This window comes from Kitasatospora sp. NPDC085464 (assembly GCF_044541955.1).
Classification (GTDB): domain Bacteria; phylum Actinomycetota; class Actinomycetes; order Streptomycetales; family Streptomycetaceae; genus Kitasatospora.
The window spans coordinates 78,079-100,066 of the sequence record NZ_JBITTM010000038.1 but is presented as its reverse complement, the minus strand read 5'-3'; the positions used below and the strand labels follow the sequence as shown (position 1 = coordinate 100,066).

Sequence of the window (21,988 nt, the reverse complement as noted above, 5' to 3'; positions counted from 1 at the left end):
TCCGCGGAGACCACCACGGTGTGGGACACCCCGGGGGTGTTGTCCACGAAATTGGTGATCAGCCAGTTCAGGTTCTGTGCGGCCTGGCTCATCTGGTTCAACTCAACGCTCCTGGTGATCTGCGCCGTTGCCGTCGCTCCGGCCACCGAAACTATCGAATCCGGGCTGCTGGGCACCATGCTGGAGCCCCGGCGGGTTGGCGGCCTGTTCGGCCCCGGCCCGGCGGCCCTGCTGGATGCCGCGGCGCAGGTTGGTCAGTCGGCCGCGGACCTCCTCGGGGGCCCGGGAGACCTGGGGACCGGTCAGCGGCGAGGCCTCGGCGGTGCCGGAGACCAGGTTGGCCTGCGGGGTCCGTCGGGGCAGGCCCGACATGGTGACGCCGTTGGTCGAGGGCTCGCGGACCTGCTCGGCCCGGCGCCAGCGCTCGTCGTTCGCGGACGGGCGCCACGGCGCGTCGTCGGCACCCGGCTGCTGCGGCTGCTGCGGCTGGGCCTGCTGCGGCTGGGGCTGGCGCGGCTGCTGGGGCTGCTGCTGGCGGGGCTGCTGCTGCGGAGCCCGCTGCTGCGGGGCCTGCTGCTGGGGAGCCTGCTGCTGCGGGGCCTGCTCCAGGAACTCCGGCGAGGAGGTGCCGGGACGTCGCGGCTGGTAGGACCGCGGCTGACCCTGCCCCTGCCCCTGCCCCTGCCCCTGCTGCTGGCCGGCGGCCGCGGACGGGCCGGTCGGCAGTGCCATCGGCTCCTGGTACGGCAGCTGCTGCGGGGCCTGCTCCTGGCGCACCGGCTCCGGACGCGCCGGGTTCGGCACGTTCGGCAGCACCGGCTCGACCAGGCCGAGGCCCAGCGGGTCGCGCGGATCGATCTGGCTGGCCTCGAAGCGCGGGCGGGCGAACTGCTGGGTGCTCTCCACCGGCGCCGGCTCGGCCGACGGCAGCGGCTGGGGCTGCTGCGGGGCCTGCTGCTGCGGCTGCTGCGGCTGGCGGTCGCGCTGCGGCGCGTCCGGGCCGGGGCGCTGCGGACGGCGCGGGCCCTGGGCACCGGGTCGGCCGGGGGCACCCTGAGCACCCGGCGCACCGGGGCCGCCCGGCGCACCGGGACCCTGACGGCCGGGGGCGCGCTGCGGCAGGCCGTCCTGCGGACGGTTGCCCGGACGGGCGCCCTGCTGCGGAGCACCGGGACCGCCGGGGCGGCCGTGCTGGGGCTGCTCGCCGGTCCGGGGACCGGGAGCGCCGTCGAACTCGCCACCGGGGCGCGGCCGCTCCTGACCGGGCTGCTGCTGGCCGGGCTGCTGCTGGCGGCCGCGGCGGGGCAGGCCGTCCTGGCCGGCCTGCGGCGGACCCTGACGGCCCGGGGTGCGCTGCGGCAGCCCGCCCTGGGGCGACTGCTGCGGCTGCTGCTGCTGTGCCTGCTTGGGCTGCGCGGGCTGCTGGCCGCGTCGGCCCTGGCCCTGGCCCTGGCCCTGGTTCGGCACGACCGGGTTCTCGCGCAGCGCCTTGCCGACCTGGCGGGTCGGCAGACCGCCGGCGCGGCCGCCGGGCGCACCCGGACCGGCCTGCGCCCCCGGACCTGCCTGCGCGCCCGGACCCGCCGGAGCGGCCGGACCGCCCTGGCCGAGCTGCGGGCGGCCGCCCTGCGGGGCACCGCCGGCCGGGCCCTGGCCGAGCGCGGCCGGACCGCCCTGACGGCCGGGCGGCATCTGGCGCTGCTGACGCGGCGTCGGGGTGACCCCGCGCTGCTGCTTGCCCTGGGCGGGGCCGGGGCGGCCGGCGCCGCGGCGCTCGCCGGAGTTGGTGACGTCCACCGGGAGCATGACCAGCGCGGTGGTGCCGCCGGAGTCGCTGGGGCGGAGCTGGATGCGGATGCCGTGGCGCAGCGAGAGGCGACCGACCACGAAGAGGCCCATGCGGCGGGAGACCGAGACGTCCACCGTCGGCGGGTTGGCGAGGCGCTCGTTGATCTCGGAGAGGTCGTCGGGGCTCAGGCCGATGCCGGTGTCGTGGATCTCGACCAGCACGCGGCCGTCCGGCAGCGCGTGGCCGGTGACCCGGACGCGGGTCTGCGGGCTGGAGAACGAGGTGGCGTTCTCCAGCAGCTCGGCGAGCAGGTGGACGAGGTCGTTGACGACGCGGCCGGCGACCTCGGCCGACGGCACCGCGGCGAGTTCGATGCGCTCGTACTGCTCCACCTCGGAGGCGGCGGCGCGGAGCACGTCGACGAGCGGAACGGGCCTGGTCCAGCGGCGGCCCGGGTCCTCACCGGCGAGGACGAGGAGGTTTTCGCCGTTGCGGCGCATGCGGGTCGCGAGGTGGTCCAGCTTGAAGAGGTTGGCCAGCTGGTCCGGGTCCGCCTCGCGGCTCTCCAGCTCGGAGATGAGCGACAGCTGGCGCTGGATGAGGCCCTGGCTGCGGCGCGAGAGGTTGGTGAACATCGCGTTGATGTTGCCTCGCAGGAGGGCCTGCTCGGCGGCGAGGCGGACGGCCTCGCTGTGCACCATGTCGAAGGCGTGCGCCACGTGGCCGATCTCGTCCGCGGAGTCGACGGCGACCGGTTCGACCGTGGTGTCGACGTCGTGCGGGTCGCTCTCGGAGAGCGTCTTGACCAGCTCGGGCAGTCGGCGCTCGGCGACGTCCTCGGCCGCGGCCTGCAGACGGGTCAGCGAGCGCACCATCGAGCGGGCGATCAGACCGGCGCCACCGAGGGCGACGAGCAGCACCAGGGCGACCGCGACACCGATGATCAGGGCGTCCGTGTCGGCCTGCGACTGCAGGTCCTGGGCCTTGCCGTCGAGGTTCTCGATCAGCTTGGCCTCGATCCGCTTCTCGGCGTTGATCTTGGCGCTGGCCTTCTCGTACCAGTCCTTGTAAGTGACCGGCTCGGTCTGGTGGATGCCGCCCTGGGTGAGGACCGTGCCGGCGTAGCGGTCGGCGTCGGCGACGACGCCGTTGTAGCTCAGCTGGCTGCGCAGGTTGTCCAGGTCGTGCGCGGTGTAGATGTTGTTGAAGCTGGCGATCGCGTTCTCGTACGACAGGCGCAGGCGGATGCCGAAGGACTCGTCGCTGAGGCTGAGGTCCGGACCCTTGGGGTTGGCGAGCGCCGCGCTGATCAGGGCCCGCTGCTGCGAGGTCGCGTTCTTGGCGAGCGAGAACTGCTGCAGCGCGCGGGTCGAGACGACCAGGTCCTTGTTGTTCGACGCGAGCGCGATGTCCTGGGTGATGGACAGCAGGTCGCGGATGATCACGTCGTAGGCGGTGATCGTCGACTGGATGTTCTGGTTGACCTGGTACGGCGCGCCGCGGGTGTCCGCGACCGAGTTCAGGTCGCGGCGGATCTGCAGCAGCAGCGCCTTTCCGCCGGACAGTTCGAGGTTCTCGAACTTGTCGGAGGACGCGGTGAAGGTGCGGCTCAGGTCGTCGGTGGCCTTGCGGGCGGCGACGATGTCGTCGTCCAGCTGGCCGTTCGGGTCGTGCGTGATCGGGCCGGCGCTGATGTCGCGCTCGGTCTGCAGCGCGTCCGCGAGGTTGGTCGCCTTCTTGGCCAGATCGGACAGGTTGGCCATCTGGGCGAGTTGCTGCGAGTTCTCCATCGAGGTCTGGATGCGCAGGCCACCGAGGACCAGCGAGACCAGGACGGGGAGGGCGAGCAGCGCGATCAGCTTCGTCCGGATGCGCCAGTTGCGCATCGCGAGCCGGTTCAGACCGGTCGCCCGGCGTCGGGTCAGCGAGGTTCGGAGTCTGTCCCGGGTGGACGTCCGCTCCTGGCCGTCCCCTTCGGGGCGGCCGAGGGCCTCGGGTGTGATCGGCTCTGCCGGGCCACCGGGCGCCGCCGCCTGCTGGGGGGCTGCCATGGGCTCGCGCGACTCCGGGTTACCCGCGGCGCCGCTACCCCTTTTGAAACGTCCCTGCACTGGCGTCGCAACCTCTGGACCGGGCGTCCCGCCGCGTCGCCACGGCCTGGACGGTGTCGAGTTTCCATCCGCTCCCCGGCCGGTCCGGGAGAGCGGGTCACCGGGGTGGACCACTCCCTACCCACGGTCCGTCGCATTCCAGCACAGCCGGGGAATCCCAACAAGGGCCGCAGGAACCGGACGCCCGGCGCTACCGACCGCTTGTGCGATCTCACTGACTGTGCGGTAACCGGACCGGAATACCGCATTTTTCGGACACTCGCCGGATACATGCCAACCGGACCGTAGATCGAAAAGAGTCATAGACCTTCCGGAATGCCCGATACCTGTCGAATGTCGGAAAATTCCGATGCGGCGATATGTCGCTTATCTGCCTTTTGCTCTGCATTTTGTGATCAAAATCACAGACTAATGTGTAGCTTTGGTCACGGTCTCTGTGGAAAGAGATCTCGTAACCTGGCTGCTCCGGAGCACGGCCCCGATCAGCCTGCCCAGAACCCCTCCGAATCAATCGGAATCATTCAGGCCGGCGCCGATCCGCTGCGGATCCGCCCGGCCACGACCACGAGGTGCTCTCGATGTCCCAGGCGAAGAAGGCCAACAAGTCCACGCTGTCCTGCCGCCCGACGGCGAACCCGCGCCGGACGACGCTGGCCTCGGTCGAGGACTTCAGCAAGATCCCGGGTGCCCGCAAGCCCCAGGACGTCCTGACCTACGGCACCGAGCTGCCGGCCAGCACCGCCAACCCGCGCCGCACCCAGCTGATGGTCGCGCCGGTCGTCGTGCCGGCGGACTGACCCGGCACGCCGGACCCCGGCACGTCCGACCGGGTGCGCCGGACCCGGCGCGTTCCCCGGAGGGCGCCGTCGCCACGAACTGTCGTGGCGGCGGCGCCCTCTGCCGTCCGGATCCGGCTCGGGGCGGTGCGGGGTGCTCGGGTGGGGTGTCCTGGCGCTTCCGCCCCGACCGGGCTGAACAGGGGCAAAGCGGTCAGCCGGGCCCCCACGCGATAGCCTGGAGGCCGATTGACGGGGCCGCGCCCACGCGGGCGGGGCGCCCACCAGCGCCCGGGCGCGACGCGCCCCGGGCGGCCGACGAAGCGAGGGGTAGCCCAGCCGTGCGCATTGCCAGGTTTTCCGTCCGGGAAGGGAGCCCTGCCGCCGGCAGCGTCTCCTTCGGCGTGGTGGAGGGCGACCCCTCCCAGCCCGACTCGCTGGTCGTCCACGCGCTGGCCGGCCACCCGTTCGGCCAACCCCAGCCCACCGGCGAGAGCTACCGCTTCCAGGACGTCCGGCTGCTCAGCCCGATGCTCCCGAACAAGATCGTGGCGGTCGGCCGCAACTACGCGGCGCACGCCCAGGAGCTGGGCCACGACGTCCCGGACGTCCCCCTGACCTTCTTCAAGCCGTCCACCTCGGTGATCGGCCCGACCGAGAACATCGCGTACCCGCCGTTCTCCTCGGACGTCCAGCACGAGGCCGAACTCGCCGTGGTGATCGGCCGGATGTGCCGCGAGGTGCCGCTGGACCGGGTGCCCGAGGTGATCCTCGGCTACACCTGCGCCAACGACGTGACCGCCCGGGACGTCCAGCAGCGCGAGGGCCAGTGGGCCCGGGCCAAGGGCTTCGACACCTCCTGTCCGCTCGGGCCGTGGATCGAGACCGACCTGGACCCGAGCGACCTCGCCGTCACCTGCACGGTCAACGGCGAGCTGCGCCAGACCGGTCGCACCTCCCTGATGGTCCGCTCGGTGGCCGAGCTGATCGTCCACATCTCCGAGGCCATGACGCTGCTGCCCGGCGACGTCATCCTCACCGGCACGCCCGCAGGGGTGGGCCCCCTCAACGTCGGCGACGAGGTCGCCGTCTCCATCGAAGGCATCGGCACTCTCACCAACAAGGTGATCAAGCGTGGCTAACACTGACCCGGCCGTCCGGGTTCGCTTCTGTCCGTCCCCGACCGGCAACCCCCACGTGGGCCTGGTCCGGACCGCCCTCTTCAACTGGGCCTACGCCCGCCACAACGGCGGCACGATGGTCTTCCGGATCGAGGACACCGACTCCGCCCGCGACTCCGAGGAGTCGTACGACCAGCTGCTCGACGCGATGCGCTGGCTGGGCTTCGACTGGGACGAGGGCCCGGAGGTCGGCGGCCCGCACGAGCCGTACCGCCAGTCGCAGCGGATGGACATCTACGCCGACGTCGCCCGCCGCCTGCACGAGGCCGGCCACGCCTACCACTGCTACTGCAGCACCGAGGAGCTGGACGCCCGCCGCGAGGCCGCCCGCGCGGCCGGCAAGCCCTCCGGCTACGACGGCCACTGCCGGGAGCTGAGCGAGGACCAGGTCGCCGTCTACAAGCTGGAGAAGCGCGAGCCGATCCTGCGCTTCCGGATGCCCGACAAGACCATCTCCTTCGACGACCTGGTGCGCGGCACGCTGACCTTCGAGCCGGAGAACGTGCCGGACTACGGCATCGTCCGGGCCAACGGCGCCCCGCTGTACACCCTGGTCAACCCGGTGGACGACGCCCTGATGGGCATCACCCACGTGCTGCGCGGCGAGGACCTGCTGTCCTCCACCCCGCGGCAGGTCGCGCTCTACGCCGCGCTCGCCGAGATCGGCGTCGGCAACGGCACCACCCCGCGCTTCGGCCACCTGCCGTACGTGATGGGCGAGGGCAACAAGAAGCTCTCCAAGCGCGACCCGCAGGCCTCGCTCAACCTGTACCGCGAGCGCGGGTTCATCCCGGAGGGTCTCCTCAACTACCTGTCCCTGCTGGGCTGGTCGCTGGCCGAGGACCGGGACATCTTCGGCATCGACGAGATGGTCGCCGCCTTCGACATCGCCAAGGTGAACGCCAACCCGGCCCGCTTCGACCTGAAGAAGTGCGAGGCGATCAACGCCGAGCACGTCCGCAAGCTGGCCCCGGCGGACTTCGCCGCCCGCCTGGTGCCGTTCCTGCAGGCCGCCGACCTGCTGCCGGCCGAGCCGACCGCCGAGCAGCTGGACGTGCTCGCCAAGGTCGCGCCGCTCACCCAGGAGCGGATGGTCGTGCTGAGCGAGATCGTGAACATGGCCGGCTTCCTGTTCGTGGCGCCGGAGAAGTTCGCCGTCGACCCGGACGACGCCGCCAAGGTGCTGACCGCCGACGCCCGCCCGGTGCTGGAGGCCAGCATCAAGGCGCTGGAGGAGCTGGCGGACTTCACCCCGGAGCCGATCCAGGCGGCCCTGCGCGAGGCGCTGGTGGACGGGCTGGGCATCAAGCCCAAGTTCGCCTTCACGCCGCTGCGGGTGGCCGTCACGGGCCGTCGGGTGTCGCCGCCGCTGTTCGAGTCCATGGAGCTGCTGGGCCGCCCCGAGACGCTGCGCCGCCTGCGCTCGTCCCTGGACGCCCTGCCGGCCGCCTGAGCGGGCCGCTGAGCAGGCCGCGGGCCCGGCTGCGTGCCGGGCCCGCGGCGTACCCGGAGGTCATCCGCCGGCCTCCCGGCCGCTGCCTGGGGTTATCGATTTTGGAGCCAGGGCAGACGTCGGGTAATGTTCTTTCTGCGCCGCCCGGGAGGGAACGGACGAGGGAGCGAAAGCCCCCCGGCCGGGACCGAACGAGAGGCGCAACGCCTGAGAAGATCCCGACGAGGGTTCAACTCTGGTGGGGTATGGTGTAATTGGCAGCACGACTGATTCTGGTTCAGTTAGTCTAGGTTCGAGTCCTGGTACCCCAGCGCAGTACGATGAGTACCGCAGAACAAATGAAGATCAAGCCCCCGTTGTGTAGCGGCCTAGCACGCTGCCCTCTCACGGCAGTAGCGCCGGTTCGAATCCGGTCGGGGGTACTGATCCCGCAAGGGATCACCTGGAAAGCCCCCGTTGTGTAGCGGCCTAGCACGCTGCCCTCTCACGGCAGTAGCGCCGGTTCGAATCCGGTCGGGGGTACTGATCCCGCAAGGGATCGCCAGGAAGCCCCCGTTGTGTAGCGGCCTAGCACGCTGCCCTCTCACGGCAGTAGCGCCGGTTCGAATCCGGTCGGGGGTACTTCAGAGCAGGAAGCCGGTGGGCTCGCCCCATCGGCCCTTGCTTTGTGTTGGGGTATGGTGTAATTGGCAGCACGAGTGATTCTGGTTCATTTAGTCTAGGTTCGAGTCCTGGTACCCCAGCCAGAAAATGGAAGACCCCGGTTCTCCGGGGTCTTTTTGTTTGTGCACCGGGAAATGCTTCGAAGGGCCCCGCTCGACTCCGAGCGGGGCCCTTTCGGCTTTCGGTGGGGGACGGCCGGGTGGGGGAGGGGTGGGGTGGGGTGGGGGGAAAGGGACGGGTGGGGGAAGGGCCGGGTCAGCTCCGGCGCAGCGCCTCGGTGAGCCGGTTCGCGGCCTCGATGATGGCCTGGGCGTGCAGCCGGCCCGGGTGGCGGGTCAGGCGCTCGATCGGGCCGGACACCGACACCGCGGCCACCACCCGGTTGGAGGGGCCGCGGACGGGCGCGGAGACGGACGCGACGCCCGGCTCGCGCTCGCCGATCGACTGGGCCCAGCCGCGCCGCCGCACGCCGCTCAGCGCGGTGGCGGTGAAGCGGGCGCCCTGCAGACCGCGGTGGAGCCGCTCGGGCTCCTCCCACGCGAGCAGGACCTGGGCGGCCGAGCCGGCCTTCATCGGCAGGGTGCTGCCGACCGGGACGGTGTCCCGCAGGCCGGAGAGCCGCTCGGCGGCGGCTACGCAGATCCGCATCTCGCCCTGGCGGCGGTAGAGCTGTGCGCTCTCGCCGGTGACGTCGCGCAGGTGGGTCAGGACCGGGCCCGCGGTGGCGAGCAGCCGGTCCTCGCCCGCCGCGGCGGAGAGTTCGGACAGGCGGGGACCGAGGATGAAACGTCCCTGCATGTCTCTGGTGACCAGACGGTGGTGTTCGAGTGCGACGGCGAGTCTGTGGGCCGTGGGGCGCGCCAGACCGGTGGCGGCGACCAGCCCCGCCAACGTGGCGGGGCCCGACTCCAGTGCGCTCAGCACCAGAGCGGCCTTGTCGAGAACGCCGACGCCGCTAGTGTTGTCCATGCCCTAAGACTGCAGTCTCATTCCGCGAGACGCAAGTTCAATCTTTCCGGAAAAGCGCCACTCTGGATGCAGCAGCCCGGGAGACATCCAGGATGTGGCCTCCTCCGAGTGTCCGCATCGTGGACAGCGATCCGGCGTGCAGGTCGCGCGAAGCGCCCCCGGCAGGGCGGCGCAGCTTTGACCTCGACGACACGAGAAGGCCGGCAACGCGGCCGGCTGGAGGGAATCCGATGGGACGGACACTCGCAGAGAAGGTCTGGGACGACCACGTCGTGCGGCGCGCGGAGGGCGAGCCCGACCTCCTGTTCATCGACCTGCACCTGCTCCACGAGGTCACCAGCCCGCAGGCGTTCGACGGACTGCGACTGGCCGGCCGTCCGGTCCGCCGCACCGATCTGACGATCGCCACCGAGGACCACAACACCCCCACCCTGGACATCGACAAGCCGATCGCCGACCCGGTGTCCAAGGTGCAGCTGGAGACCCTGCGCCGGAACGCCGCCGAGTTCGGCGTCCGGATCCACTCGCTCGGCGACGTCGAGCAGGGCGTCGTGCACGTCGTCGGCCCGCAGCTCGGCCTGACCCAGCCCGGCATGACCGTGGTCTGCGGCGACTCCCACACCTCCACCCACGGCGCCTTCGGCGCACTGGCGTTCGGCATCGGCACCAGCCAGGTCGAGCACGTGCTGGCCACCCAGACCCTGCCGCTGGCCCCGTTCCGGACCATGGCGATCACCGTCGAGGGCGACCTGCCCGAGGGCGTCACCGCCAAGGACCTGATCCTGGCCGTCATCGCGAAGATCGGCACCGGCGGCGGCCAGGGCTACGTCCTGGAGTACCGCGGTTCGGCGATCCGGAGCCTGTCCATGGAGGCCCGGATGACCATCTGCAACATGTCGATCGAGGCCGGCGCCCGGGCCGGCATGATCGCCCCGGACGAGACCACCTTCGAGTACCTCAAGGGCCGCCCGCACGCCCCGCAGGGCGAGGACTGGGACGCCGCCGTCGCGTACTGGCGGACCCTGGTGACCGACGAGGACGCGGTCTTCGACCACGAGATCTTCATCGACGCGAGCGAGCTGAGCCCCTTCGTCACCTGGGGCACCAACCCCGGCCAGGGCGCCCCGCTGGCCTCCGACGTGCCGGACCCGGCCTCCTTCGCCGACCCGCAGGAGCGCCAGGCCGCCGAGAACGCCCTGGCGTACATGGGGCTGGAGGCCGGCACCCCGCTGCGCGAGGTCAAGGTCGACGCCGTCTTCGTCGGCTCCTGCACCAACGGCCGGATCGAGGACCTGCGGGCCGCCGCCGCCCTGGTGGAGGGCCGCCGGATCGCCGACGGCGTACGGATGCTGGTGGTCCCCGGCTCCGTCCGGGTCGCCCTGCAGGCCGTCGAGGAGGGCCTGGACAAGGTGTTCACCGCGGCCGGTGCCGAGTGGCGCCACGCGGGCTGCTCGATGTGCCTGGGCATGAACCCCGACCAGCTGGCCCCGGGCGAGCGCTGCGCCTCCACCTCGAACCGCAACTTCGAGGGACGGCAGGGCAAGGGCGGCCGCACCCACCTGGTCTCCCCGCAGGTCGCCGCCGCGACCGCCGTCCTGGGCCGCCTCGCCTCGCCCGCCGACCTGAACGCCGCCGACGCGGCGGACACCGACGTTGCCGTGGAGGCCTGAGCCATGGAGAAGTTCACCACCCACACCGGCCGGGCCGTCCCGCTGCGCCGCAGCAACGTGGACACCGACCAGATCATCCCGGCCCACTGGCTCAAGAAGGTCACCCGGTCCGGTTTCGAGGACGGGCTGTTCGAGGCCTGGCGCAAGGACGAGTCGTTCATCCTCAACCGGCCCGAGCGGCAGGGCGCCACGGTGCTGGTGGCCGGCCCCGAGTTCGGCACCGGCTCCTCCCGCGAGCACGCCGTCTGGGCGCTGCAGAACTACGGCTTCCACGCGGTCATCTCGTCGCGCTTCGCCGACATCTTCCGGGGCAACTCCCTGAAGAACGGCCTGCTGACGGTCGTGCTGCCGCAGGAGACCGTGGAACGGCTCTGGGTGCTCACCGAGAGTGACCCTTCGGCCGAGATCACCGTCGACCTGGAGGCGCGCGAAGTGCGGGCCGAAGGCGTCACCGCGGCCTTCGAACTGGACGACAACGTCCGGTGGCGGCTGCTCAACGGCCTGGACGACATCAGCATCACGCTGCAGAACGAGGCCGACATCGCGGCCTTCGAGGCGACCCGTCCGGCCTTCAAGCCCCGTACTCTGCCGGTCGCCTGAGTTCCCCTCAGAACAAGCATTCTGACGATCCGCCGCGTGGCCCGCGCCCCCCTCGGGGGGGCCGGGCCATCCGTCGTTCCGGAGCACGAGTTAGCGCCGGGGCCCGCCCCGGATTGCCCATTTGGCTTTGCGGAAGAGGGCCCCGCGCAAGTACAACTGCGGGTAGATGGCACAATCAGTACATGCACCGGCACCATGAACCTCCGTACGCGGGCGGCGAACCCGCGGCTGAGGACTCCATGGGCCGGCCATCCGAACGCCGAATTGACGATCGGCCGGACGTCACCTCCGCGCCAGCTGAGGGGCCGGACGACCAGGAAGTCGCAGCGCTCTACGCGCTCGTGGCCGAGCGGTTGAAGCAAGCTCACGCCCGCGTGCATGCGCTGAACGTGTCTGCCGATGCAAAGACCGCTCTCACCCGTCAACTCCTCATCGTCACCGAGACCGCCAAGCGCGATCTTCCGGAGGCGGCAAGGCGGTTGAGTCGCTTTGTACATGACCTCGACGAGGGGCGCCCGCCGCTCGGCTGAGGTCGCCGACGCGCAAATCCATTGCGACACTAGGGTGATTCGCGCGTTTGGTAATTGAAAGTCCGCAGATACATACCTAACGTGCGAAAAGAACGGATGGAATCATCCGGCGCTCGTTTCCGAAGGGGAAGACGTGAACAAGGCTCAGCTTGTCGAAGCGGTGGCCGAGCAGCTGGGCGGTCGCAAGGCTGCCGCAGAGGCCGTCGACGCAGTGCTCGACACCATGGTCCGTGCCGTCGTGGCCGGCGACCGGGTTTCGGTCACCGGCTTCGGCACCTTCGAGAAGGTGGAGCGCTCCGCGCGCTTCGCCCGCAACCCGCAGACCGGCGAGCGGGTCAAGGTCAAGAAGACCTCGGTGCCGCGCTTCCGCCCGGGCCAGGGCTTCAAGGACCTGGTCAGCGGCAGCAAGAAGCTGCCGAAGGAGGGCCCCTCGGTGAAGAAGGCCCCCAAGGGCTCCCTCACCCCGGGCAAGAGCGGCGTCGCCGCCACCCCGGCCGCCAAGCGCGCCGCCACCAAGCGTGCCGCCACCGCTGCCGCCGCCGCTCCGGCCACCAAGAAGGCCGCCGCCAAGAAGACGGCCACCACGGCTGCCGCCAAGAAGACCACGGCCACCACCGCGAAGAAGGCGGCCACCGCCAAGAAGGCCGCGGCGAAGACCACCGTCGCGAAGACCACCGCCGCCAAGAAGACCACGGCGGCCGCGACCAAGAAGACGGCCGCTGCCAAGAAGGCGACCACCACGGCTGCCGCCAAGAAGACCACGGCCACCGCCAAGAAGGCGACCGCCACGGCCAAGAAGACGGCTCCGGCGAAGAAGACCGCCACCCGCAAGACCACCGCGCGCAAGACCACTGCCAAGTAGGTCCCGTGCGACCGTCCTCGGACGGCCTTCGGCGAAGAGCCGCGACACCCCTCCCGTGAACGCACGGAGACCGGGCGCCGCGGCTCTTCGGGTTTCCGGGCGCTCGGTCAGGATTCGACGGCGTGCGGCTGGACCGGGCGGTCGTGGCCGCGGGACCGGACGGTCGGTGGTGGAAGCAACCCGGCGGGCGGGCGCCCCGCGGGCGTCAGTGCCCGGCGGGGTCGGGGAAGGTCTGCAGCGTCACGAAGACCACCCGGCGGGCCTCGCCGGTGCCCTCGGTGCGGATCCGCACCCGCTGGCCGGGGCGCAGCAGCCGCAGGCCGCCGGCGTCGAAGGCGGCCGCGTCGAACGGCACCGGGGTCCCGTCGTCGAGCAGCACGGAGCCGGCCCGGGTGGCGGGGTCGAAGGTGAACGCGGTGGCCTGCATGTCAGCAGCATAGCGAGCAGGTCGCTGCGCCCCCGGGAGCAGGACCGGGGACGGCGCGGTAGCGGCGCCGGAGCGGGGTCGGTCCGCGGGCCGGGACAGACAAGAGGGGCGGCAGCCGGACGGCATCAGGGCGGGCTCAGGGCGACGTCAGGGCGGGCTCAGACGGGCGAACAGCGTGCTGGTGTGCGGGCCGAGGCCGAGCGCCGCGGCCTCGCCGAGGTCCGCACCGGTGTCGACGTCCCGGCGCACCGACTCCACGTCCGCGAGGCGCAGTTCGAGGGCCCCGCCGGCCGCGTGCCGGGCGCGCGAGCCGTCCCCGAAGGCGGGGGAGAGCGGACGCCCCGGGGTGCAGGCGAGCAGGGTGGTGCCGAGGCCGGGGGAGTCCGGCAGGAAGGCCCGGCCGTCCGGCGGCACCGCGCCCAGCACCCGGGCCAGTTCGGCCGGACGCAGGGCCGGCAGGTCTGCCGAGAGGACGGCCAGCGGGGCCGCCGGGGCGAGGGCCAGGGCGGTCGACGCGCCGTGCGCCAGCGCCCGGTTGAGGCCGCCACCGGGCTCGTCGGCGACCACCAGCGCGCCCAGCGCGGCCAGCCGGGCACCGGCCACCGCGTCGCGGGTCACCACCAGGACGCGGTCGACGCCCGGGGTGGCCAGCGCGGCGCCGACGGTGTCGAGCGCGAAGGACATCGCCAGGTCGGCCCGGTGCGGTCCGGCGTAGGGGGCGAGTCTGCTCTTCGCCTGCGCGAGCGGCTTGAGTGGCAGCACCAGCGACCAGCCGGCGGTGGGTGCGGCGGGCGCGACGGGCCCGCTGGGGCGTACGGTGTCCTGGGTCATCGGCGTCATTGTGTCGCCGGTCCCGGAGCCCTCGCCAGGCCGTCCGAACTGTGCGGACGTGCGTTTGATCACGCCGGCCCGGCGGGTTGGCGCGGCCGCTCGACAGCCGGTGAGCGGGCGGGCGACACTGTTCGGCGCCCGTGGCCCGGGCACCGCTGGCACCGGTGCGCGGCCCCGGGAGGCCATGACCGCGGCACTCCACGTGCCGCATCGGATGAGAAGGAGCTGGGGTGGCCCGCCGCTCGTACGCCAAGTTCGGCAACGCCGACTACGGCATCTGGTACCGCTTCGCGGCCGTGCTGGTGAAGCCGGTGACGACCGCCCTGGTGAAGCCCGACTGGCGCGGCTGGGAGCACATTCCCAAGGAAGGCGGCTTCATCGCCGCGGTGAACCACAATTCGATCATCGACCCGGTGATCTACGCGCACTGGCAGTACAACAGCGGTCGCCCGCCGCGAATTCTCGGCAAGTCCTCGTTGTTCTCCATTCCCTTCATCGGATTCATGCTGCGCAAGACCGGTCAGATTCCGGTGTTCCGCGAGTCGACCGACGCGGCGCAGGCCTTCCGGGCCGCGATCGACGCCGTCGACGGCGGCCAGTGCGTGCAGTTCTACCCGGAGGGAACGCTCACCCGGGACCCGGACCTGTGGCCGATGACCGGCAAGAGCGGTGTCGCCCGGGTCGCGCTGATGACCGGCGCGCCGGTCATCCCGGTCGCCCACTGGGGCGCGCACGAGATCATCCCGCCGTACGGCCGGCCCGGGTACGGGAAGGGCAAGTTCAACCTCTTCCCGCGCCACCGGGTGACCGTCGCGGCCGGTCCGGCGGTGGACCTGAGCAAGTACCAGGGGCAGGAGCTCACCTCCCAGGTGCTCGCGGACGCGACCGAGGACATCATGACGGCGATCACCGCCGTGCTGGCCGAGGTCCGCGGCGAGCAGCCGCCGGCCGAGCGCTACGACATGCGCAAGGCCGCCCGCGAGCGCGCCGCCGTGGCGCTGGCCGAGCGCCGGCGTGCCAAGGGCGAGCGCGGCAAGGGCACCGAGGAGGCCGGCAAGTGACCCGCTGCGCCGTGATGGGGACCGGCTCCTGGGGCACCGCGTTCGCGATGGTGCTCGCCGACGCCGGCTGCGAGGTCGTGCTGTGGGCCCGCCGCCAGGAGCTGGTGGACGCCGTCAACTCCACGCACGAGAACCCGGACTACCTGCCGGGCGTCCGGCTGCCCGACTCGGTGCGGGCCACCACCGACGCCGCCGAGGCGCTGGCCGGCGCCGACTTCGCGGTCCTGGTGGTGCCCTCGCAGACGCTGCGCGACAACCTGGCCGCCTGGACGCCGCTGATCGAGCCGCAGACCGTGCTGGTCAGCCTGATGAAGGGAATCGAACTCGGCACCGCCAAGCGGATGAGCGAGGTGATCGACGAGGTCACCAAGGTCGGCCCGGAGCGCGTCGCGGTGGTCAGCGGGCCCAATCTGGCCAAGGAGATCGCCAACCGGCAGCCCGCGGCCAGTGTCGTCGCCTGCACGGACGAGGCGGTGGCCAAGCGCCTTCAGGCGGCCTGCCACACGCCGTACTTCCGGCCGTACACCAACACCGACGTGGTGGGCTGCGAACTCGGCGGCGCGGTCAAGAACGTGATCGGCCTGGCGGTCGGCATGGCGGCCGGCATGGGGCTCGGCGACAACACCAAGGCGACGCTGATCACCCGCGGGCTGGCCGAGACCACCCGGCTCGGCGAGGTGCTGGGTGCCGACCCGCACACCTTCGCGGGGCTCGCCGGGATGGGCGACCTGGTCGCCACCTGCTCCTCGCCGCTGTCCCGCAACAACACCTTCGGCATGAACCTGGGCCGGGGCATGTCGCTCGCGGAGACCATCGCGGCCACCCGGCAGACCGCCGAGGGCGTCAAGTCCTGCGAGTCGGTGCTGGACCTGGCCCGGCGCAACGGCGTCGACATGCCGATCGTCGAGGCCGTGGTGGACGTCGTGCACAACGGGCGGCCGACCCAGGAGGCGCTGCAGACGCTGATGTCGCGCTCGGCGAAGGCGGAGCGGCGGCGCTGACGGCCCGGGCGGCGGGGGCCACCGGGGCGGTTGACGTCCCGGAAACACGTCGCACGGTAGTCTCAAACCCGATATGAGCATCGAACAGTCCTCCCCGAACCCGTCCGCCCCGAAGCCGCGCGTCGCACTGGTCTTCGGCGGGCGCAGCTCCGAGCACGCCATCTCGGTCTCCACCGCGGGCAGTGTGCTCAGGGCGATCGACCGCGACAAGTACGACGTGCTGCCGATCGGCATCACGCACGAGGGCCGCTGGGCGCTGACCAGCGACGAGCCGGCCCGGATGGCCATCACCGACGGCAAGCTGCCGGACGTGGCACACGTCGCCGAGTCCGTCGACGCGCAGGTCGCGCTGCCGGTCGCGCCGGGCAACCGGGAGGTGCTGCTCAGCGAGCCGGGCAGCGCGCCCAAGGCCCTCGGCGAGGTCGACGTGGTGTTCCCGCTGCTGCACGGCCCCTGGGGCGAGGACGGCACCCTGCAGGGCCTCCTGGAGCTCTCCGGCGTCCCCTACGTCGGCAACGGCGTGCTGGCCAGCGCGGCCGGCATGGACAAGGAGTTCGCCAAGCGGATCCTGGCCTCGCACGGTCTGGGGGTCGGCCACTACACCATCGTGCGTCCGCGCGAGTGGGAGACCGAGGCGGGCCGCGCGGCGGTGCGCGAGCGGGTGGCCGAGCTGGGCCTGCCGGTGTTCGTGAAGCCCTGCCGGGCCGGCTCCAGCATCGGCATCACCAAGGTCAAGGACCTGGCCGACCTCGACGCCGCGATCGAGGAGGCCCGTCGCCACGACCCCAAGCTGATCATCGAGGCCGGCGTGACCGGCCGCGAGATCGAGTGCGGCGTGCTGGAGTTCGAGGACGGCCCGCGGGCCAGCGTGGCCGGCGAGGTCCTGGTCGGCGAAGGCTTCGACTTCTACGACTTCGAGGCCAAGTACATCGACTCCTCCGACGTGCAGATCCCGGCGAAGCTCACCGCCGACGAGCTCGCCGAGATCCAGCGCCAGGCGGTCGAGGCCTTCGAGGCGCTCGGCTGCGAGGGCCTGGCCCGGGTGGACTTCTTCCTGCTGGAGGACGGCACCTGGATGATCAACGAGATCAACACCATGCCCGGCTTCACCCCGATCTCGGCCTACCCGAAGATGTGGGAGGCCAGCGGGGTCTCGTACCCGGAGCTGATCGACCGGCTGCTGCAGACGGCGATGCGCCGCTCGACCGGCCTGCGCTAGCGGTCCCTTACGGCGGAGGGCGGGCCGGGAGCTCCCGGCCCGCCCTCCGTACGTCGGTACGGCCCGGCTCAGCCGGGGATGTTGGCCTTGACCAGCGGGGTCAGCGCGGCGGCCGGGTCGAAGGGGTTCCGTGCGGCCCCGGACGGGACGGTCACCTCGACGTAGGCGGCGCGCATGGTCGCCACGAAGCGGTAGCCGCCGTCGTCGAGCTTCTGCGACCACCAGGTGAGGTCGTCGACGGTCGGGGACCAGTCCTTGGCGTGCTCCCCGTTCAGCTGCTCCGGCCGGTCGACGCCGCAGCGCATGACCGTCCGGGGCGAGCTGTCCCAGACGGCCACGTAGGGCGAGGCTGGCGACGGGTCCTTGCGGGCGTGCCCGAGCAGCTCCTGCGGCAGCGCGGCGGCCAGGGCCCGGCAGTAGTCGGCGGCCTTGCCGCTCGGCTCCGGCACCTCGATCTTCCCGTCGGCCGGGCCCCAGCTGCCGACCAGCACGACGACCGTGCAGGTCAGCGCGACGGGCAGGGCCAGCCAGCGGATCGGTGCCGGCAGGGCGGTCAGCGCCTTCGGGACGCGGAGTTCTCTGGCCACCCGCCGATGGTAGCCGGGCCCTACGCGGAGCCGGGGCTAGAGGTGGACCACCGGACAGGTCAGGGTGCGGGTGATGCCCTCGACCTTCTGGACCTGGGCCACGACCATGCGGCCGAGCTCGTCGACGGTCTCGGCCTCGGCCTTGACGATGACGTCGTAGGGGCCGGTGACGTCCTCGGCGGTGAGCACGCCGGGGATCTCGGAGATCAACTCGGCCACCGCGGTGGCCTTTCCAACTTCGGTCTGGATCAGGATGTATGCCTGTACCACGAGGACCTCCCGGCGGCCGGTTACGGGGATCGCCGCCGTGGTCGCCCGGTCAGGCGTCGGGATGGAACGGGCTCAACGGCAGTCTGATCACCACGCTACCGCGCAGCGGGCCGGGGAGGGGAGACTTCGGCACCCCCGAAGGGCGTACGCTGCGCGCGGGGGAGCGCGACGGGGACCGGAACGGATGACAGCGCCATCCGGAATGAAAGGCGAGAGGACGGCAGATGCAGGGGACCGTGGGCGAGCTCGGCGAGTTCGGCCTCATCAGGGAGCTGACCGCCCGGGTACCGCTCACCGATGCGGTCGACCTCGGCCCGGGTGACGACGCCGCGGTGGTGCGGGCACCGGACGGCCGGGTGGTGGCGACCACGGACGTCCTGATCGAGAACCGGCACTTCCGCCGGGACTGGTCGACCGCCTACGACGTGGGCCGCAAGGCGGCCGCCCAGAACCTCGCCGACGTGGCCGCGATGGGGGCGGTGCCGACCGCGATACTGCTCGGCCTGGTCGCCCCCGCCGACCTGCCGACCACGTGGGCGACCGAGCTGATGGACGGGCTGCGCGACGAGTGCCAGGTCGCCGGGGCGACGGTGGTCGGCGGTGACGTGGTGCGCGGCGACACCGTCACGCTGGCCATCACGGCGCTCGGCGACCTGCAGGGGCGTGCGGCGGTGACGCGCTCCGGGGCGCAGGTCGGCGACGTGGTCGCGGTGACCGGCTGGCTGGGCTGGTCGGCCGCCGGGCTGACCGTGCTGCAGCGCGGCTTCCGCTCCCCGCGCGCCTTCGTCGAGGCGCACCGGCGGCCCGAACCGCCGTACCACGCGGGCCCGGCGGGGGCCGAGTTGGGCGCGACCTCGATGATCGACGTGAGCGACGGACTGGTCGCCGACCTCGGCCACGTGGCCCGGGCCAGCGAGGTGGACATCGACCTGAAGGCCGCGGACTTCGACGTCCCGGCGCAGATGGCGGACATCGGCCAGGCCGTCGGGGTGGACCCGCTGGTCTGGGTGCTCTCCGGCGGCGAGGACCACGCGATCGTGGCGACCTTCCCGCGCGGGGTCCAACTCCCGGCCCGCTGGCGGGTGGTGGGCGAGGTGACCGGCCGGCCGACGGGCAGCCGGAGCGGCCGGGTCACCGTGGACGGCGCGCCCTGGGACCGGGTCGGCGGCTGGGACCACTTCGCGGAGTGAGCCGGCCCGCCCGCCCCCGGGCGATCGGGAACCGGCGCCGCCGACCGCCCGGTACCGGCGCGCCCGCCGGCCCGGGGCGGCGTCGCCGACCGGCGTACGGCGTACGGCTGATGGGCACTGGACGCCGTCGCGGCAGATGACGCCCAGGGCGTGCGGCGGACGGGATTCGGGGGTGTGTTTTGCGTAGGCTTGCGGCATCCGAGCCCGCCCGCCACCACACCGTCCGGCGCGGGTGGCCCGAACCACTGCGAGCGGGAGCACACCTGACATGCGCATCGGTGTACTGACCAGCGGCGGCGACTGCCCCGGCCTCAACGCGGTGATCCGTTCGGTGGTGCACCGGGGTACGGACGTTCACGGCGACGAGATCGTCGGCATCCTGGACGGGTTCCTCGGCCTGATCGAGAGCCGGACCCGGACGGTCTCGCACGACGACGTCACCGGGCTGCTCACCCTCGGCGGCACCATCCTGGGCTCCGCCCGCGTGCGGCGCGACCGGATCGCCTGGGCGGTGGAGAACGCGAAGGTGCTGGCCCGGGACATCGGCATCGACGCGCTGATCGCGATCGGCGGCGAGGGGACGCTGACCGCCGCGAAGCTGTTCAGCGACGCCGGACTGCCGGTGGTGGGGGTGCCGAAGACCATCGACAACGACATCGACGCCACCGACGTCACCTTCGGCTTCGACACCGCGGTGCACGTCGCGACCGAGGCGATCGACCGGCTGAAGACCACCGCCGAGTCCCACCAGCGGGTCATGGTGGTCGAGTTGATGGGCCGGCACACCGGGTGGATCACCCTCACCGCGGGCATGGCCGGCGGAGCGCACGGCATCCTCATCCCGGAGAAGCCGTTCGACATCGAGGCGGTGGCGCGGATGGTCGAGGACCGCTTCGCCCGCGGCAAGAAGTTCGCCATCATCGCCGTCGCCGAGGGCGCCACCCCGATGCCCGGCACCATGCGCTTCGACCACGGCGCGGTCGACCAGTACGGCCACCGGACCTTCGGCGGGATCGGCAACCGGCTCGCCCACGAGCTGGAGAACCTGCTCGGCAAGGAGGCCCGTCCGGTCATCCTCGGCCACACCCAGCGCGGCGGCACCCCGACCGCCTACGACCGGGTGCTCGCCACCCGCTTCGGCTGGCACGCGGTGGAGGCCGTCCACCAGGGCGCGTTCGGGCACTTCACCGCGCTGCGCCGGACCGGGATCGAGCTGCTGCCGATCGGCGACGCGGTGACCCGGCTGAAGACGGTGCCGGAGGGCCGCTGGGTGGAATCCGAAGCCGTGCTCTGAATCCGCGCAGGTAGGTTGGGGCCATGGTCCTCCCCCCTCGCACCCCCGGCGCCTCCGCCGCACCCCCGCGCGTGCTCACCATCGCCGGCTCCGACTCCGGCGGCGGCGCCGGCATCCAGGCCGACCTCAAGGCGATGCTCGCCCTCGGCGTGCACGGCATGAGCGTGATCACCGCCGTCACCGCGCAGAACTCGCTCGGCGTCCAGGGCTACTGGGAACTGCCCGCCGAGGCCGTCCGCGCACAGTTCCGCAGCGTGGTGGACGACATCGGGGTGCAGGCCGTGAAGACCGGCATGCTCGCCTCGATCGAGCTGGTCGAGACCGTCTCGGAGCTGCTGGCCGGGGTGGATGCCCCGGTCGTGGTCGACCCGGTCGGCGTCTCCAAGCACGGTGACGCGCTGCTGGCCGCCGAGGCCGTCGGCACCGTCCGCGAGAAGCTGCTGCCGGTCGCCACCCTGGCCACCCCCAACCTGCACGAGGTGACGCAGCTCACCGGCCGGACCGTCGAGGACGAGGGGCAGATGCTGGACGCCGCCAAGGCGCTGCTCGACCTCGGTCCGCGCTGGGTGCTGGTCAAGGGCGGCCACCTGGAGGGCGAGGCCGCCGACCTGCTGTACGGCGGGCCGGAGGAGATCCACTGGTACCGGGCGCCGCGCTATGACAACCGGCACACCCACGGCACCGGCTGCACGCTGGCCAGCTCGATCGCGGCCGGCCTGGCCAAGGGCGAGCCGCTGCCGGAGGCGGTGGGCTCGGCCAAGGAGTACATCACCGGTGCGATCGCCGGCGGCTTCGCGCTGGGCGCCGGGATCGGGCCGGTCGACCACGCCTGGCGCTGGCGCTGAGGGGTCCGGAAAGCCGAGGAGTCCGGAAGCCGAGGAGTCCCGGAAGCCGAGGAGTCCCGGAAAACAGTCGTGGGCGGGCCCCTGGAGAGGGTCCGCCCACCACCGGTGAGTCCGGAATACGGCGTTGCCGGCCGTGGAAACAGCGAAGCCGGCCCATCCGAGGATGAACCGGCTCACTGGAGGACCGGCATGCCGGTCTGCGCGTCAGCGCGAGACCTTACCGGCCTTGATGCACGAGGTGCAGACGTTGAGCCGCTTCGGCGTCCGCCCAATCACAGCGCGCACCGTCTGGATGTTGGGGTTCCAACGACGGGGGGTACGGCGGTGAGAGTGGGAGATGCTGTTGCCGAAGCCCGGCCCCTTGCCGCAGACGTCGCAGTTGGCAGCCACAGGAGTCACTCCAAGACTTCAGATCAGATACTTTCGAAAACCCCGCCCACCCACCGGAGCACTCACGTGAACCAGACCGGACAAGGGGGTGAGCCTGGACGGTTCCAGGCAACCGGAAGAGCATACAACGCTTGCTTCCGTCCCACGAAACTACCATGACCGGCCGAGTGATCGCTCGGGCCGCCGGTCCGGACGGCCCACCCCGCCCCGCCCCCGATAGCCTGCCGGTATCACCCCTCGCCGCCGCCTCGAAGGTGCTGCCGCCCCCC

At 72.0% G+C, this 21,988-nt stretch carries 20 protein-coding genes, 5 tRNA genes and 1 pseudogene; 18 read left to right on the top strand and 8 right to left on the bottom strand.

Annotated features, from left to right (window positions below; translation table 11 throughout):
• Together ACIGG8_RS30425 and ACIGG8_RS30420 are read right to left on the bottom strand one after the other, a co-directional pair.
• Window positions 1–92, bottom strand: a pseudogene (locus tag ACIGG8_RS30425) (roadblock/LC7 domain-containing protein); the annotation flags it as partial.
• A 10-nt stretch (window positions 93–102) separates the two neighbouring features.
• A complete protein-coding gene (locus ACIGG8_RS30420) occupies window positions 103–3,840 on the bottom strand; it encodes a nitrate- and nitrite sensing domain-containing protein (protein WP_396551925.1) in 3,738 nt (1,245 codons plus the stop codon).
• 638 nt (window positions 3,841–4,478) lie between these two features.
• Between ACIGG8_RS30420 and ACIGG8_RS30415 the strand changes: the two genes are divergently transcribed.
• The 8 genes from ACIGG8_RS30415 (at window position 4,479) to ACIGG8_RS30380 (ending at window position 8,056) form a co-directional block, all read left to right on the top strand.
• Window positions 4,479–4,697: a hypothetical protein gene (locus ACIGG8_RS30415; protein ID WP_396551924.1), complete on the top strand. Its 219-nt coding sequence runs from the start codon at window positions 4,479–4,481 to the stop codon at window positions 4,695–4,697.
• 320 nt (window positions 4,698–5,017) lie between these two features.
• Window positions 5,018–5,818, top strand: coding sequence for a fumarylacetoacetate hydrolase family protein (locus tag ACIGG8_RS30410; protein WP_396551923.1), 801 nt, complete (start codon window positions 5,018–5,020; stop codon window positions 5,816–5,818).
• Window positions 5,811–7,310: a glutamate--tRNA ligase gene (gene gltX, locus ACIGG8_RS30405; RefSeq protein WP_396551922.1), complete on the top strand. Its 1,500-nt coding sequence runs from the start codon at window positions 5,811–5,813 to the stop codon at window positions 7,308–7,310. The genes ACIGG8_RS30410 and gltX overlap by 8 nt, the downstream gene beginning before the upstream one ends.
• A gap of 239 nt (window positions 7,311–7,549) precedes the next feature.
• Window positions 7,550–7,621, top strand: a tRNA-Gln gene (locus ACIGG8_RS30400).
• 38 nt (window positions 7,622–7,659) lie between these two features.
• Window positions 7,660–7,732, top strand: a tRNA-Glu gene (locus ACIGG8_RS30395).
• A 27-nt stretch (window positions 7,733–7,759) separates the two neighbouring features.
• Window positions 7,760–7,832 (top strand) — tRNA-Glu (locus ACIGG8_RS30390).
• Window positions 7,833–7,858: 26 nt separating this feature from the next.
• Window positions 7,859–7,931, top strand: a tRNA-Glu gene (locus ACIGG8_RS30385).
• 50 nt (window positions 7,932–7,981) lie between these two features.
• Window positions 7,982–8,056, top strand: a tRNA-Gln gene (locus ACIGG8_RS30380).
• Window positions 8,057–8,228: 172 nt separating this feature from the next.
• On the opposite strand, the gene ACIGG8_RS30375 is transcribed toward ACIGG8_RS30380, so the two are convergent.
• Window positions 8,229–8,942: an IclR family transcriptional regulator gene (locus ACIGG8_RS30375; RefSeq protein ID WP_030246527.1), complete on the bottom strand. Its 714-nt coding sequence runs from the start codon at window positions 8,940–8,942 to the stop codon at window positions 8,229–8,231.
• A gap of 230 nt (window positions 8,943–9,172) precedes the next feature.
• On the opposite strand from ACIGG8_RS30375, the gene leuC reads away from it, so the two are divergent.
• From leuC to ACIGG8_RS30355, 4 genes are all read left to right on the top strand, one after another.
• A complete protein-coding gene (leuC, locus tag ACIGG8_RS30370) occupies window positions 9,173–10,612 on the top strand; it encodes a 3-isopropylmalate dehydratase large subunit (RefSeq protein ID WP_396551921.1) in 1,440 nt (479 codons plus the stop codon).
• A gap of 3 nt (window positions 10,613–10,615) precedes the next feature.
• Window positions 10,616–11,212, top strand: a complete 597-nt coding sequence (gene leuD / locus ACIGG8_RS30365) for a 3-isopropylmalate dehydratase small subunit (RefSeq protein ID WP_350634176.1) — start codon at window positions 10,616–10,618, stop codon at window positions 11,210–11,212.
• Between the two features lie 182 nt (window positions 11,213–11,394).
• Complete coding sequence (locus ACIGG8_RS30360; protein WP_380658828.1) at window positions 11,395–11,742, top strand: hypothetical protein; 348 nt, start codon at window positions 11,395–11,397, stop codon at window positions 11,740–11,742.
• Between the two features lie 133 nt (window positions 11,743–11,875).
• A complete protein-coding gene (locus tag ACIGG8_RS30355; RefSeq protein WP_350524621.1) occupies window positions 11,876–12,604 on the top strand; it encodes an HU family DNA-binding protein in 729 nt (242 codons plus the stop codon).
• 205 nt (window positions 12,605–12,809) lie between these two features.
• Here ACIGG8_RS30355 and ACIGG8_RS30350 read toward each other — a convergent pair whose 3' ends face one another.
• Complete coding sequence (locus ACIGG8_RS30350; RefSeq protein WP_396551920.1) at window positions 12,810–13,031, bottom strand: hypothetical protein; 222 nt, start codon at window positions 13,029–13,031, stop codon at window positions 12,810–12,812.
• A 147-nt stretch (window positions 13,032–13,178) separates the two neighbouring features.
• The gene (gene cofC, locus ACIGG8_RS30345) at window positions 13,179–13,862 is read right to left on the bottom strand and encodes a 2-phospho-L-lactate guanylyltransferase (RefSeq protein ID WP_396551919.1); all 684 of its coding nucleotides are present in this window, start codon (window positions 13,860–13,862) and stop codon (window positions 13,179–13,181) included.
• Window positions 13,863–14,092: 230 nt separating this feature from the next.
• Here cofC and ACIGG8_RS30340 point away from each other — a divergent pair, with 230 nt between their 5' ends.
• The 3 genes from ACIGG8_RS30340 (at window position 14,093) to ACIGG8_RS30330 (ending at window position 17,143) form a co-directional block, all read left to right on the top strand.
• Window positions 14,093–14,923, top strand: coding sequence for a lysophospholipid acyltransferase family protein (locus tag ACIGG8_RS30340; RefSeq protein ID WP_396551918.1), 831 nt, complete (start codon window positions 14,093–14,095; stop codon window positions 14,921–14,923).
• Window positions 14,920–15,924: an NAD(P)H-dependent glycerol-3-phosphate dehydrogenase gene (locus tag ACIGG8_RS30335; RefSeq protein WP_396551917.1), complete on the top strand. Its 1,005-nt coding sequence runs from the start codon at window positions 14,920–14,922 to the stop codon at window positions 15,922–15,924. Before ACIGG8_RS30340 ends, ACIGG8_RS30335 begins: the two co-directional genes overlap by 4 nt.
• 73 nt (window positions 15,925–15,997) lie before the next feature.
• Window positions 15,998–17,143, top strand: coding sequence for a D-alanine--D-alanine ligase family protein (locus ACIGG8_RS30330; protein ID WP_396551916.1), 1,146 nt, complete (start codon window positions 15,998–16,000; stop codon window positions 17,141–17,143).
• 68 nt (window positions 17,144–17,211) lie between these two features.
• Here the strand turns inward: ACIGG8_RS30330 and ACIGG8_RS30325 are convergent, their stop codons facing one another.
• Both ACIGG8_RS30325 and ACIGG8_RS30320 read right to left on the bottom strand, forming a co-directional pair.
• Window positions 17,212–17,730 carry a DUF3515 domain-containing protein gene (locus ACIGG8_RS30325; protein ID WP_396551915.1) on the bottom strand — a complete coding sequence of 173 codons (519 nt, stop codon included), beginning with the start codon at window positions 17,728–17,730 and terminating at the stop codon, window positions 17,212–17,214.
• A 36-nt stretch (window positions 17,731–17,766) separates the two neighbouring features.
• Window positions 17,767–18,000, bottom strand: a complete 234-nt coding sequence (locus ACIGG8_RS30320; RefSeq protein WP_350524614.1) for an Lrp/AsnC ligand binding domain-containing protein — start codon at window positions 17,998–18,000, stop codon at window positions 17,767–17,769.
• Window positions 18,001–18,224: 224 nt separating this feature from the next.
• On the opposite strand from ACIGG8_RS30320, the gene ACIGG8_RS30315 reads away from it, so the two are divergent.
• From ACIGG8_RS30315 to thiD, 3 genes are all read left to right on the top strand, one after another.
• Entirely contained in the window at window positions 18,225–19,190 is a 966-nt protein-coding gene (locus tag ACIGG8_RS30315) for a thiamine-phosphate kinase (protein WP_097236123.1), read from the top strand.
• Between the two features lie 268 nt (window positions 19,191–19,458).
• Window positions 19,459–20,484, top strand: coding sequence for an ATP-dependent 6-phosphofructokinase (locus ACIGG8_RS30310; RefSeq protein WP_350524613.1), 1,026 nt, complete (start codon window positions 19,459–19,461; stop codon window positions 20,482–20,484).
• 23 nt (window positions 20,485–20,507) lie between these two features.
• The gene (gene thiD, locus ACIGG8_RS30305; RefSeq protein ID WP_396551914.1) at window positions 20,508–21,329 is read left to right on the top strand and encodes a bifunctional hydroxymethylpyrimidine kinase/phosphomethylpyrimidine kinase; all 822 of its coding nucleotides are present in this window, start codon (window positions 20,508–20,510) and stop codon (window positions 21,327–21,329) included.
• A gap of 204 nt (window positions 21,330–21,533) precedes the next feature.
• Here the strand turns inward: thiD and rpmB are convergent, their stop codons facing one another.
• Window positions 21,534–21,719 carry a 50S ribosomal protein L28 gene (rpmB, locus tag ACIGG8_RS30300; protein WP_014138233.1) on the bottom strand — a complete coding sequence of 62 codons (186 nt, stop codon included), beginning with the start codon at window positions 21,717–21,719 and terminating at the stop codon, window positions 21,534–21,536.
• Window positions 21,720–21,988 lie beyond the last annotated feature (269 nt).